Raw genomic sequence first — 12,701 nt, forward strand, 5'->3', positions numbered from 1 at the left:
TGGCAGGGGAGGGGGCCTGCATTGGAGAGGCTTGCGCGACGGTGGCGTCCATCACGGGAGCTTGCATGATGGGAGCTTGCGCCACCGGGGCGGCGGGCATGCGGGCCGGGCGGATCGCCGCGCGGGCGGCCATGGCCGAGACGGCGACGGGGCGCTGGGGAGCCGGTCCGGTCTGCTCGATGACGAGAGCCAGGGTCGCTGCCTCGGCGACTTCGGCGACGCGGTCCTCGTGGCTCGGCTCGTCCCTGACGGGTGCGGACTGGCCGTTATCCTGGCCGTCGGCGGGCAGCGGCGCGCCGCCACGGTCGAACCGCATCAGCCGGTCGAGGACGTAGACGGGGCTGGGCGGCAGCGGGCGCAGGAGCGAGATGTCCACGGGCGGTGAGACCGTGAAGGCTGAGGTCTGGTCCTCCGGCGCGCTCACCGGGGCCAGATCCGGCACCGGAGACATCTCCAGCACGGCAGAAACTTCCGGCACGGGAAAAACGTCCGACACGGGCGGAGCCAAAACCTCGGCGGAATCGGCCTGGATCGCCGACCACGTCTCGACGGCCGTCGAATCCTCGCCGTCGAACCAGGCGCGCATGGCGGCCCAATCCGGGACCTCGGTCCAGTCGCGGTCGACAGGCAGCGGGGCCGGCTCGGCGGGGGCCACGGGCTCGCTCACCGATGCGAGGATGGGCAGCGGCTCCTCGACGATGGCGGCGAGGACGGCCTGCGGGCGGCGGTCGGGCGAGCGGAAGAAGCGCACGCCGGGTGGGGGGGTATAGGGCTGGCGCCACAGGGGCTGGGGCGGCTCGGGGGGGATCGCGGCGAGAAGCGCGGCCTCGGCCGCCTCCTGGGCGGCACGCTCGGCTTCCGCGGCGGCGAGGGCGGCGCGTTCGGCGGCCTGCCGCGCCTCGTCCTCGGCCTGCCGCGCGGCGCGGACCTGCTCTTCCTGGGCCAGGCGCTCGGCATCGAGCGCCCGCTGGCGGCGCTCCTGCAGGACCGGATCGGGGGTGCGGGTGTAGCGCACCGCCGGGGCGTCCGGTTCGGGCGCGGAATGGGCCGGCGCGTCGTAGCCCTCCGGCGTGATCGAGGCGGGGCGGCGCGGCGAGCGGATCAGCACGCGCGGGCTCGATGCACCGTGGTCGATCCGGCTCTCGCCTGTCGAATCCAAGGCCGCGATGCCCGAAGAGCGGGCGAGATCGGGGGTGGCGCGGTCGTCGAAGACGTGGTCCGGCCAGGCCTGCGCCTCGGCCCACTCACCCTGCTCCCGCCAAGGCTGGGCCTGGGGAGCGGGGGCATCGTGCACCATGTCCCTGGGGGCCGTGAGCCAGGATTGCGCCGGGCGCGGCGAGACCAGACTCGGGCGCTGCGGCGGTCCGGCGAGGCGCCGGGTCAGGCTTGCGCGCAGGCTGATCAGCCTGTGCGCGAGGGCGCCCAAGGACAGGCCGGGGCGGTCGCCGCCGCGTCCGGGCCGGGAGGGATCACGATGTGAATAGGGAGGCCGTCCCGATGCGCGCATGATGCTCTGGATTGACTCGAAGGGTACGGGTCCGCGTCCTCGATAGGAGCGGTTCTTCCCCAAGCTAGGGCCAACGTCGTTAACAGACGCTTGCCCGCATGCCGCGAAGTGTCGGATCTCCGAAGACCGGGAGCGCCCGCCTCCCCCTGGAGCCCCGGCGCGTAACGGGTTAGATGAGGGAACCCGATGAAGCGTCTCGGATCAAACGGGTTTCCCTCGGCGGACCCTGCCCGCTCAGCCCCGCGCGCTGCGGACGCTGCGTCACCCTTGCGAGAGGCACCCCGCGCCTTGGTCGAAACGACACGAAGTTCCGCCTTCAAGTCCCTCTACCGTCACGGTTTCGCCCGCGTGGCGGCCTGCGCCGGGAGGAGCCATCCGGCCGATCCGGAGCGCAATGCCGACGAGATCCTGGCGCTGGCCGGGGAATGCCATCGGGCGGGCGCGGTCCTCGCCGTGTTCTCGGAACTCTGCGTCTCGTCTTATGCCATCGAGGACCTGCTGCTGCAGACGCCCCTCCTCGACGCGGTGGAGACGGCGATCGCCCGCATCGTCGCGGCCTCGGCCGAGCTGACGCCCATCCTCGTGGTCGGCGCGCCCCTGCGCTGGCGCCACCGGACCTACAATTGCGCGCTGGCCATCCATCGGGGCCGGGTGCTCGGCGTGGTGCCGAAGAGCTACCTGCCGAATTACCGGGAGTTCTACGAGAAGCGCCATTTCGCCTCCGGTGCCGGCCTTCTCGGCGAGGCGATCATCCTCGGCGGGGTCGATGCGCCGTTCGGCACGGACCTGCTCTTCTCGGCGGACGACCTGCCCGGCTTCACCCTCGGCATCGAGGTCTGCGAAGATTTGTGGGTGCCCGCCTCCCCCGGCACCGATGCGGCCCTGGCCGGCGCCACCGTGCTCGCCAATCTCTCGGGCAGCCCGATCACCGTGGGGCGCGCCGAATCGCGGGCGATGCTCACCCGGTCGGCGTCGATGCGCTGCGCCTGCGCCTATGTCTACGCGGCGGCGGGTCTGGGCGAATCCACCACCGACCTGTCCTGGGACGGCCAGACCACCATCGACGAGGTCGGCATCCGCCTCGCCGAGGGCGAGCGTTTCGCCACCAGTCCGGTGGCGACCCTGGCCGATATCGACCTCGACCTCCTGGCCCAGGAACGGCTCCAGACGGGAAGCTTCGACGACAATGCGCGCGGGCGCGGACTCTCCTACCGCACGATCCGCTTCCGCCTCGATCCGCCATCGGGCGATCTCGGGCTGATGCGGCGGGTGGAGCGCTTTCCCTTCGTCCCGGCCGACATCGCCCGCCTCGCCCAGGATTGCTACGAGGCCTACAACATCCAGGTGGCGGGGCTCGCCCAGCGTCTCGCGGCCACCGGCACGAAGAAGGCGGTGATCGGCATCTCGGGCGGCCTCGATTCGACCCATGCCCTCATCGTGGCCGCCAAGGCCTTCGACAGGCTCGGTCTCCCGCGCTCCGACATCCTCGCCTTCACGTTGCCGGGCTTTGCCACCTCGGAGGCCACCAAGGCCAATGCCCACGCGCTGATGGCGGCCCTCGGGACCACCGCCGGGGAGATCGACATCCGGCCGGCGGCGCGGCAGATGCTCGCCGATATGGGCCATCCCTACGGGCGGGGAGAGCCGGTCTACGACGTCACCTTCGAGAACGTGCAGGCGGGCCTGCGGACCGATTACCTGTTCCGGCTCGCCAACCAGAACGGCGGCATCGTCATCGGCACCGGCGACCTGTCGGAACTGGCGCTCGGCTGGTGCACCTACGGCGTCGGCGACCAGATGAGCCATTACGGCGTCAATTCCGGGGTGCCCAAGACGCTGATCCAGCACCTCATCCGCTGGGTCATCGCCAGCGGCCAGATCGGGGAGGACGCCAACGCCACCCTGCAGGCGATCCTCGCCACCGAGATCTCGCCCGAACTCGTGCCCACGGAGGAGGGCGGTTCGCCCCAGAGCACGGAGGCCAAGATCGGCCCCTACGCGCTGCAGGATTTCAATCTGTTCTACACCCTGCGCTACGGTTTCCGGCCCTCGAAGATCGCCTTCCTGGCCCTGCATGCCTGGAGCGATGCGGCGCGCGGCGCATGGCCGCCGGACTTTCCCGAGGCCAAGCGTCAGGTCTACGCGCTGCCGGAGATCCGCGCTTGGCTCGGCGTCTTCCTGCAGCGCTTCTTCGGCTTCAGCCAGTTCAAGCGCTCGGCGATGCCCAACGGCCCGAAGGTCGCCGCCGGGGGCGCCCTCTCCCCGCGCGGCGACTGGCGCGCGCCGTCCGACGGCAATGCCCGGATCTGGCTCGACGAGCTCGCCCGCAACGTCCCGGAAAACTGATCGACACAGTCCGGTCCGATTATGCCACTATCAGCCCGAGTCGGGGTGGCCAGTCGGAGACCGACCGATGCAACGCTACAACGTGTTCTGCCTGAAGAGCGTCAGCGGCCTGTGCTGCGCGGTGCCCGAGAGCCGTGCGGTGCCGCGCTTTCTCAGCGAACGGAACTGGGCGTTCAGCGGACGCCTGCGCGACGAGGCCGAGGCGCCGGCCGATTTCGACGAGCGGGCCGCGACCACGGCAGTGCGCTTCAACGGCTTCTACCTGTTCGAGACCATGGACCAGCGCTTCAACTGAGCGGGCTCGTCCATCCCGGCGATCATTCCTTAAGGGGCGCCATGCGAGGGTCCGGCCGGTCCGCACCAAGCGAAGTCGGAGGCCGACCGTCATGTCGGACAAACGCAAGGAAGCGCGGCAGAGGACATTCCTCAAGGGCCGCATCATTTTCAACAACGGCGCGTCGAGCATGGATTGCCTCGTGCGCGACCTGTCGTCGATCGGCGCGCGCCTCGCGCTGACGGAGACCGCGAGCCTTCCGGATACGTTCGACCTCTTCATCCCCCAGAAGGAGCGGACCTATCGGGCGAATCTGCGCTGGCGCCGCGCCGACGGCATCGGCATCGCCTTCGTGGACGAAACGGCGGTCGCTGCGCCAGTTCCGGTGCCGCAGACCGATCAGGGCACGATGCTGGCCCTGATCCATCGCATCAGCGAACTCGAAGCCGAGAACGCCGTCCTGCGCCGGCTCGTCGCCGCGAAGCCCGCGCCCGCCGGCACCGACTGACTCACGCGCCGGCCAGCGCCGCCCGGATCTGCGCCGCATGGATGCCGAGAAGATCCTGATCGGCCATCTTGCCCGTATGGCGGCCCAGGGCCACGCCGTCGAAACGGGGGACGACATGGACGTGGAGGTGGAACACCGTCTGCCCGCCGGCCGCCTCGTTGTACTGGAAGACCGTCAGGCCATCGGCAGAGAAGGCGATCTTCACGGCGCGGGCCACCCGCTGCACCGTGGCGGCGACGGCGGCCAGGGATGCGGGATCGGCATCGAGGAGGCCGCGGGCCGGCGCCTTGGGGATCACCAGGGTATGGCCCGGCCCCTGGGGCATCACGTCCATGAAGGCCAGGGTGTGCTCGTCCTCGTAGACCTTATGGGCGGGGATCTCGCCGCGCAGGATCTTGGCGAAGACGTTCTGCGGATCGTACTGCGCAGCTTCGGCGTTTGAGGACATCGGGGCCGGTCTCCATCGCGGATGGTCGTCTGCGGATTTCCGGCCGGACCTTGCACAGACTGGCCCCCGGCGTCCACGGCGCGCGGGCCGTCCCTTCAATGAGAGTTTCGCCGGCATGGCGCATGAAAGCAACGGCGCGATCTACACCGCCGCGGGAGCCAACCTCGCCATCGCGGCGGCGAAGTTCGTGGGCGCCTTCTTCACCGGATCCTCGGCCATGCTGGCCGAGGGCGTCCATTCCCTGGTGGACACAGCCAACCAGATCCTCCTCCTCGTCGGCCTGTCGCGGGCGAAGAAGCCAGCGGATGCGCGCTTCCCCTTCGGCTACGGCCGCGAGGTGTATTTCTACGCCTTCATCGTCGCGCTGTTCATCTTCCTCGGCGGCGGCGCCTTCGCGGTCTACGAGGGCATCCACAAGATCCACTACCCGGAGGCCTCCGCCGACGCGGTGATCTTCGGCCGCACCATTCCGGGCTTCTGGGTCAACCTCTCGATCCTCGGCTTCGCGGTGCTGGCCGAGGGCTATTCCTGCGCCGTCGCCCTCAAGGCGTTCTGGGCCGAGAAGGGCGACCGGGAGGCGATCACCGCGATCCGCCGGAGCAAGGACCCGGCCCTGTTCACGGTGCTGGTCGAGGACGTCGCCGCCCTCCTCGGGCTGATGGTGGCCCTGGCCGGCGTGATCCTCGCCGAATGGCTGCAGATGCCCGCCCTCGACGGCTGGTCCTCCATCGGCATCGGCGCGATCCTGATCGGGATGGCGCTGTTCCTGATGATCGAGACGCACGGCCTCCTGGTCGGCGAGGCGGCCGCCCCCGAGACCGTGGCGGCGATCGAGGAGACGGTGCGGACGGAGCCCGGCGTCCGCCACGTCAATGCTGTGCTGACGCAGCATCTCGGCCCCTCCGACATCCTGGTGAATGTCAGCCTCGACATGGAGGACGACCTCAAGGCCGGCGAGGTCGAAGCCATGGTCGGCCGCCTCGATGCCCGGCTGAAGGCGCAGAACCCGGCGGTGAAACGGGTGTTCATCGAGATTCAGGCGAAGGACTCCGCCGCCTGACGGTCAGGGGCCGGCGAGCGCCGCCGCGATGTCGCCCTCGAGATCCGCCGGCTTGGCGGTGGGGGGGTAGCGACCGATGACCCTGCCATCGCGGCCCACGAGGAACTTGGTGAAGTTCCACTTGATGCCCTTGGTGCCGAGGAGGCCGGGCTTCTCCTGTTTCAGATGGGCGAAGACCGGGTCTGTGCCGGCCCCGTTCACCTCCACCTTGGCGAGGACGGGAAAACTGACATCGTAGGTCAGGCTGCAGAATTGCGCGATCTCCCCGGCATCGCCCGGCTCCTGGGCGCCGAACTGGTTGCAGGGGAAACCGAGCACCACGAGTCCGCCCTCGCGGTGCTTGCGCCACAGGGCCTCCAGCCCCTCGTATTGCGGGGTGAAGCCGCATTTCGAGGCGGTGTTGACCACGAGCACGACCTGCCCCCGGTGCTGATCCAGGGGATAGGGTGTGCCGTCGGCGGCCTTCGGTGTGAGGTCGAAGAGGCTGGTCATGCGGCGGTGCGCTTCTCCACGAGGCGGGCGAGGTAGGAGCTGCCCAGGGGAATGATGCTGTCGTCGAAATCGAAGGCGGCGTTGTGCAGGCCGGGCCCCGGCGTCGCGCCGATCCAGGCATAGGCGCCGGGCACCACCCTCAGCATGTCGGCGAAATCCTCGCTGCCCATGCGCGGTACCGTGTCGTCGTCGACGTCCTCGGAGCCAAAGACCTCGCGGGCGATCTCGGCCGCCGCGGCGGCATGGGCGGCGCTGTTCTCCAGCACCGAGAACACGTCGCGGATCTCCACGTCGATCTCGACCCCGTGGGCGAGGGCGATGCCCTTGGCCACCTCTCGGATGCGGCGCGAGACGAGTGTGCGCATGCCCGCATCGAAGGTCCGTACCGTGCCGGCGAGATGGGCGCCCTCGGGAATGACGTTATAGGCCGCACCCGCATGGATCTGGGTCACTGAAAGCACCGCGCTCTTCAGCGGGTCGGCATTGCGTGAGACGATGGATTGCAGCGCCTGGACAAGGGCCGAGGCCGCCACGATGGAATCGAGACCGCGATGCGGTTCGGCCGCGTGGGCGCCGCGCCCGGTGATGCGGATATCGAAGAAGTCCGCCGCCGCCATCATCGGCCCGGGGCGGATCTTGAGTTTGCCGTGCGGGCCGCTGGGGGTGTTGTGGAGCCCGTAGATCTCGTCGCAGGGGAAGCGTTCGAACAGACCGTCGGCGAGCATGGCGCGGGCGCCGCCGAGCCCTTCCTCCGCCGGCTGGAACACGAACAGGGCAGTCCCGTCGAAATCCCGCGTCTCGGCAAGATAGCGGGCCGCGCCGAGCAGCATGGTGGTGTGGCCGTCATGGCCGCAGGCGTGCATCTTGCCCGGAATGGTGGAGCGGTGGGGGAGGTTTGTCTCCTCCTCGATCGGCAGCGCGTCCATTTCCGCCCGCAGCCCGATACGGCGGCCATTGGCCGAGCGCCCCTGCAACACGCCGACCACGCCGGTTCCGCCGAGCCCGCGATGAACCTCGATGCCGTAGCGCTGCAGCTCCTCAGCCACGAGGTTCGCGGTCCGCACCTCCTCGAAGCCGATCTCGGGATGGGCATGGATGTCCCGGCGGATCGCGGTGAGGTCGTCGGCGAAGGCCTTGATACGGTCGATCGGGCTCATGGGCGCTCTTCGTCCTCTTGGGTCTCGGGATCGGCGATCGTGCAGTCCCGGCGAAACGGCGTCATCTCGCCAAGCACCGAGGCCGCCTCGAGCACGTGGTCGCGCTCGCGGCGGAGATAATCGGCGACCGCCCGGCGCAGGGCGGGATCGGCGATGTCGTGGGCCGAATGCATCAGCACCGGCCGGTAGCCGCGGGTGAGCTTATGCTCTCCCTGCGCCCCGGCCTCGACGCGCTTCAACCCCTGCCGGATCGCGTATTCGATAGCCTGATAGTAGCAGACCTCGAAATGCAGGAACGGGTGATCCTCGTTGCAGCCCCAGTTGCGGCCGTAGAGCGCCACATCGCCGATGAAGTTGATGGCGCCGGCGACATAGCGGCCCTCGCGCTTGGCCATGATCAGCAGGATGCGCTCCGGCATCCGCTCGCCGATGAGGCCGAAGAACTGGCGGTTGAGGTAGGGCCGGCCCCATTTGCGCGCGCCGGTATCGGCGTAGAACTCGTAGAACGCATCCCAATGGGCCGGCGTCAGGTCGACGCCGGTGACGTGCTCGATGGTGATGCCCTGGCTCAAGGCGTCGCGGCGCTCGCGCCGGATCGCCTTGCGCTTGCGCGAGGAGAGCGCCCCGAGGAAATCCTCGAACCCGGCATAGCCGGCATTGTCCCAATGGAACTGCTGGTCGAGCCGCTGGAGGAGCCCCAGCGCGCCGGCCTGTTCCCATTCCCGCTCCTGCATGAAGGTGACGTGGATCGAGGAGGCCTTGGTCTCCGCCCGGAGCGCGCGCAGCCCGGCGATCAGCGCGGAGGCGGCCTCGGCCACGTCCTGGCCCGGCGCGATGAGGAAGCGCGGGCCGGTGACCGGCGTGAACGGCACGCTCACCTGGAGCTTGGGATAATACGCCCCGCCCGCGCGCTCGTAGGCGTCGGCCCAGCCATGGTCGAACACGTATTCGCCCTGGCTGTGCGACTTGAGATAGCACGGCGCGACCCCGATCAGCCGCCCTTCGCGCTCCACCGCCACATGCAACGGCAGCCACCCGGTCCTGCGCGAAACGCAGCCCGAATCCTCCAGGGCCGAGAGGAAGGCGTGCGAGACGAAGGGATTGTGGGTCTCGTCCCCCGCCGCCAGGGTCTCGGGCGAGGTGGCGCAGGCATCCCACTCCGCCGCCGGGATCTCGGCGAGGCCGGTGACCGCGCGCACCTGCAGGGTCTCTGCGGGATCCAGCTCTGGCTCGGCTACCGGTCCGGTCTTTTCCATGACCGCAATCTAACCCTGTCGGGCGAGGGGACAAGCGCGCGCGATGGGCGCGGGCAAACGGATCTATCGGCGCTGATCGATGAGCATCAACGCCAGGATGTCGCGGATCTCGGCCGTATCGGCCTGGGCGAGGCTCTTTATCCCGAAATCCGCCAGCAGGCAGGCACGCGCGGCGTCCGCGTCGGTGGTGGCTGCTTCCGGATCATAATCGGCCCGGTGCCGCGCTTCCTGCAACTCGACGAAGGTCGTCGCAAGGTAGCGCACGGAAGGACTGACGGCGGCTCGTTTCAGCTTCTCACGGTAGACAGGGCGCAAGCTCGGCTTATCGAGTTCCTCGCATACCTGCTTCATCCGGGCATGAGCGAAGCCCCGGTACAGGAGTGTATAGCTCGCCTCACCCTGATGGCTCCTGCCCACGAACTCGTCGGCAGCACGCCGCAGAAGCGCGTGAAACAAGGCGTAATAAGCCGTGGAGACGGCTCTGCATCGTCGCGCCGGGTTCTGGACCGCACTCCCCGACGACGTCGCGAGCTCCGTTGCAAGATCGAGAAGCTCACGAGGATCGAGCATCTCACTGGATGCTCCACTCATCCTGCGTCATGAGACGGATGTAGGGATAGGATTCGTCGCCGTTCTCAATCAGTTCATCCCGAACCTTGTGGGCGATGTCCAGGAGGACTTCCGGCCGCCCGGTCTGGCTGGTCTCGGAGAGAAAGGACAGAAAGTACGCGGGTTCATCCGCAGAATCGAGGGCGGGACGAACCCTGATCGCCCGGACCTTCCCACCCGCAATGGCTCGGGCGGCCGCTAACCCGATTTCCTCGATGCGGTGGATAGGAAGCTGTGCCATGCAGCGAATGTGATCCCGATGGCGCGATGCGTCAAATCCTCACGGCCGGAATCCCTCGAACACCATCTGGTCGGCGTGCTCCCGTGCTCGGCGGCGCTGGTCGGGATTGCGCACCGTCCAGGTCATCAGCGGTATCCGGCCGAGATGGCGGCAGAGATAGGTCGCGGCGCAGGGCAGGTCGTCCACGCGCCAGGACAGGAAGTCGGGGCGGCTTGCCTCGAGATGCAGCAGGTCAGAGAGCGAGCGCCGCAGGCTCTCCGGCATCAGCGCATAGGCTGGATCGTCCTGGGTGGTCTCGCCGACGATCCCGCGCGGGACGTCCGGCGCCAGACCGGCGAGGGCCTCGATCAGGGCCGGGTCGAAGGACTTCACCGCCACCGGGCCGTCATAGATCGAGACGATGGCGGCCACGCGCTCGACCAGGCGCAGGTCGCCGGAAAAGCGCGACTTGACCTCGACGACGAGGGGCACCCGGCCGGCAATGGCGGCGAGGTACTCGGGCAGGGTGGGGATCGTCTCGGGGGAGCCGGCCACCGCCAGGGATCGGAGGGCGTCCGTTCGCGTCTCGGCCACGAGGGCGACGGCGCCGGTGAGACGCCCAAGCGCCTCGTCGTGGAACACCATCGCCTCGCCGTCGGCGCTGAGCTGCACGTCGCACTCGATGGCGTAGCCGCCGGCGATGGCGGCCTTCGCCGCCGCCAGGGTGTTCTCGGGGATGCCGGCGGCCCGGTCGTGCAGGCCGCGATGGGCGATGGGTGTCGCGGTGAGCCAGGCGGGGGCGTTCGACCCCATCCTCACTTCACCTCGAACATCGCCTCGACCTCGACGGCGGCATCGAGGGGCAGTTCGGCGACGCCCACGGTGGAGCGGGCGTGCCGGCCGCGATCACCCAGGATCTCGACCATCAGGTCGGAGGCCCCGTTCATGATCCCGGCGAGGCCGGCGAAGGTCGGCACGGCATTGATGAAGCCGCCGAGGCGCAGGCATTGCACGACGCCGCGGTCGAGATCGCCTACGGCCGCCTGCACCTGGGCCAGAACGTTGAGGGCGCAGAGCCGGGCGGCGGCGATGCCGGCCTCCGGGGAGATCTCGGCGCCGAGCTTGCCCTTGTGGGCGTCGGCGAGCGTGCCGTCGGCGCCAAAGCAGATCTGGCCGGAGATGATCACCAGATTGCCGGTGCGGATGAAGGGTACGTAGTTCGCCACCGGGGCCGCGGCCTTCGGCAGCACCAGGCCGAGGGCATCCAGGCGTTCCTTGACCGTGCTCATCCGTCCGTCCTTCCTTGAAGGCATGCCACCCTTGGGGTCATGCCCGACGGGGCGGGACAGAGCACACTTGCTCCGAGCCGCGCAAGCTCCGAGCCGGGGGCCCAGCCACGCGAACCGACCCCACCCCGCGGACGCCGTGCAACTGCCGAACCGCGTCCTCCCGCATAGCTTAATCCCTAGGCATGTCAGGCATATGAACCCGGCCGATCATTGACAGAACCGGCCAATTCTCTAGTAATCACAGCGGTGCCGCCCGGTTTCGAGGCGGCACTTTCATTTGGTGCCGCGGCCCATCCGCGTGCCCGCTTTGACGATGGGAAGTCGGGATCGTGACATCCGCCCTTCTGCCGACCTACGCCCGGGCTCCGATCGCCTTCGAGCGCGGAGAGGGCGCCTGGCTCGTGACGCGCGACGGCGAGCGATATCTCGATTTCGGCGCCGGCATCGCCGTCAACGCGCTTGGCCATGCCCACCCGCACCTCGTGGAGGCCCTGACCACCCAGGCGCAGAAGCTCTGGCACACCTCGAACCTGTTCGAGATCCCCGAAGGCGAGCGCCTCGGCCGGCGGCTCGTGGACGCGACCTTCGCGGACGTGGCGTTCTTCGCCAATTCCGGGGCCGAGGCCAACGAGGCCGCCATCAAGATGGCGCGCAAGTACCATGCGGCGGGCGGCCACCCGGAGCGCTTCCGCATCATCACCTTCGAGGGCGCGTTCCACGGGCGGACGCTGGCCACCATCGCGGCGGGCGGGCAGCAGAAGTACATTGACGGCTTCGGCCCGAAGGTGGACGGGTTCGACCAGGTGCCCTTCGGCGATCACGACGCGCTGGTGGCGGCGATCGGCCCGGAGACGGCCGCCCTGATGATCGAGCCGATCCAGGGGGAGGGCGGCATCCGCACGGTGCCCCCCGAGATGCTGCGCGGCCTGCGGGCGCTCTGCGACGAGCATGGCTTGCTCCTGATCATGGACGAGGTCCAGACCGGCGTCGGCCGCACGGGCAAGTTGTTCGCCCATGAATGGGCCGGCGTCACCCCCGACATCATGAGCGCGGCCAAGGGCATCGGCGGCGGCTTCCCCCTCGGCGTCTGCCTCGCCACGGCGGAGGCCGCGCGCGGCATGACGGCGGGGAGCCACGGCACCACCTTCGGCGGCAATCCGCTGGCCATGGCGGTGGGCAACGCCGTCCTCGACGTGGTGCTCGCCGACGGCTTTCTCGACCACGTCCTGCGGATGGGCCTGCTCCTCAAGCAACGACTCGGCGCCGTCATCGACCGGCATCCGGGCGTGATCTCGGAGATTCGCGGCACCGGCCTCATCCTCGGGCTCAAGCTCGGCGTGCCCAACACCGCCTTCACCGCGGCGGCGCGCGACGAGCGCCTGCTGGTGATTCCCGCCGGCGACAACGTGGTCCGACTCTTGCCGCCGTTGATCGTCTCCGAGGCGGACGTGGCCGAGGCGGTCGAGCGCCTCGATGCCACGGCCGGACGGCTCGGCGCGCAGATGCGCGGAGCCGCGGAGTAACGCATGGCCGTC

Annotated in this window: 13 protein-coding genes and 1 pseudogene; 5 read left to right on the forward strand and 9 right to left on the reverse strand. The window is 69.3% G+C overall.

Going from position 1 to position 12,701, the window contains the following annotated elements:
* Positions 1 to 1,507 (reverse strand): annotated as a pseudogene (locus FPV16_RS13630) (DNA translocase FtsK); the annotation flags it as partial.
* A gap of 288 nt (positions 1,508 to 1,795) precedes the next feature.
* Between FPV16_RS13630 and FPV16_RS13635 the strand changes: the two are divergent.
* From FPV16_RS13635 to FPV16_RS13645, 3 genes are all read left to right on the forward strand, one after another.
* Positions 1,796 to 3,853, forward strand: coding sequence for an NAD(+) synthase (locus tag FPV16_RS13635; protein WP_227438950.1), 2,058 nt, complete (start codon positions 1,796 to 1,798; stop codon positions 3,851 to 3,853).
* 67 nt (positions 3,854 to 3,920) lie between these two features.
* Positions 3,921 to 4,148 (forward strand): hypothetical protein, encoded by a 228-nt coding sequence (locus FPV16_RS13640; protein WP_227438951.1) that lies wholly within the window; start codon positions 3,921 to 3,923, stop codon positions 4,146 to 4,148.
* Between the two features lie 91 nt (positions 4,149 to 4,239).
* Positions 4,240 to 4,635 carry a PilZ domain-containing protein gene (locus FPV16_RS13645; protein ID WP_227438952.1) on the forward strand — a complete coding sequence of 132 codons (396 nt, stop codon included), beginning with the start codon at positions 4,240 to 4,242 and terminating at the stop codon, positions 4,633 to 4,635.
* Position 4,636: 1 nt separating this feature from the next.
* Here the strand turns inward: FPV16_RS13645 and FPV16_RS13650 are convergent, their stop codons facing one another.
* Entirely contained in the window at positions 4,637 to 5,083 is a 447-nt protein-coding gene (locus FPV16_RS13650; protein ID WP_227438953.1) for an HIT family protein, read from the reverse strand.
* 115 nt (positions 5,084 to 5,198) lie between these two features.
* Between FPV16_RS13650 and FPV16_RS13655 the strand changes: the two genes are divergently transcribed.
* The gene (locus tag FPV16_RS13655; protein ID WP_227438954.1) at positions 5,199 to 6,143 is read left to right on the forward strand and encodes a cation diffusion facilitator family transporter; all 945 of its coding nucleotides are present in this window, start codon (positions 5,199 to 5,201) and stop codon (positions 6,141 to 6,143) included.
* A gap of 3 nt (positions 6,144 to 6,146) precedes the next feature.
* Here FPV16_RS13655 and FPV16_RS13660 read toward each other — a convergent pair whose 3' ends face one another.
* The 7 genes from FPV16_RS13660 to FPV16_RS13690 form a co-directional block, all read right to left on the reverse strand.
* On the reverse strand, positions 6,147 to 6,635 hold the full coding sequence (locus tag FPV16_RS13660; RefSeq protein WP_227438955.1) for a glutathione peroxidase: 489 nt from the start codon (positions 6,633 to 6,635) through the stop codon (positions 6,147 to 6,149).
* On the reverse strand, positions 6,632 to 7,792 hold the full coding sequence (locus FPV16_RS13665; protein ID WP_227438956.1) for a M20 aminoacylase family protein: 1,161 nt from the start codon (positions 7,790 to 7,792) through the stop codon (positions 6,632 to 6,634). The genes FPV16_RS13660 and FPV16_RS13665 overlap by 4 nt, the downstream gene beginning before the upstream one ends.
* The gene (locus tag FPV16_RS13670) at positions 7,789 to 9,048 is read right to left on the reverse strand and encodes a GNAT family N-acetyltransferase (protein WP_227438957.1); all 1,260 of its coding nucleotides are present in this window, start codon (positions 9,046 to 9,048) and stop codon (positions 7,789 to 7,791) included. Before FPV16_RS13670 ends, FPV16_RS13665 begins: the two co-directional genes overlap by 4 nt.
* Positions 9,049 to 9,111: 63 nt before the next feature.
* Positions 9,112 to 9,618: a hypothetical protein gene (locus FPV16_RS13675; protein ID WP_227438958.1), complete on the reverse strand. Its 507-nt coding sequence runs from the start codon at positions 9,616 to 9,618 to the stop codon at positions 9,112 to 9,114.
* 1 nt (position 9,619) lies between these two features.
* Positions 9,620 to 9,898, reverse strand: coding sequence for a hypothetical protein (locus tag FPV16_RS13680; RefSeq protein ID WP_227438959.1), 279 nt, complete (start codon positions 9,896 to 9,898; stop codon positions 9,620 to 9,622).
* A gap of 39 nt (positions 9,899 to 9,937) precedes the next feature.
* Positions 9,938 to 10,690, reverse strand: coding sequence for a glycerophosphodiester phosphodiesterase family protein (locus FPV16_RS13685; protein ID WP_227438960.1), 753 nt, complete (start codon positions 10,688 to 10,690; stop codon positions 9,938 to 9,940).
* A 2-nt stretch (positions 10,691 to 10,692) separates the two neighbouring features.
* Positions 10,693 to 11,166 (reverse strand): RidA family protein, encoded by a 474-nt coding sequence (locus tag FPV16_RS13690; RefSeq protein WP_227438961.1) that lies wholly within the window; start codon positions 11,164 to 11,166, stop codon positions 10,693 to 10,695.
* A 329-nt stretch (positions 11,167 to 11,495) separates the two neighbouring features.
* Here FPV16_RS13690 and FPV16_RS13695 point away from each other — a divergent pair, with 329 nt between their 5' ends.
* Positions 11,496 to 12,689 (forward strand): aspartate aminotransferase family protein, encoded by a 1,194-nt coding sequence (locus FPV16_RS13695; RefSeq protein WP_227438962.1) that lies wholly within the window; start codon positions 11,496 to 11,498, stop codon positions 12,687 to 12,689.
* Positions 12,690 to 12,701: the final 12 nt, after the last annotated feature.

The organism is Methylobacterium sp. W2, from assembly GCF_020662345.1.
Lineage (GTDB): Bacteria > Pseudomonadota > Alphaproteobacteria > Rhizobiales > Beijerinckiaceae > Methylobacterium.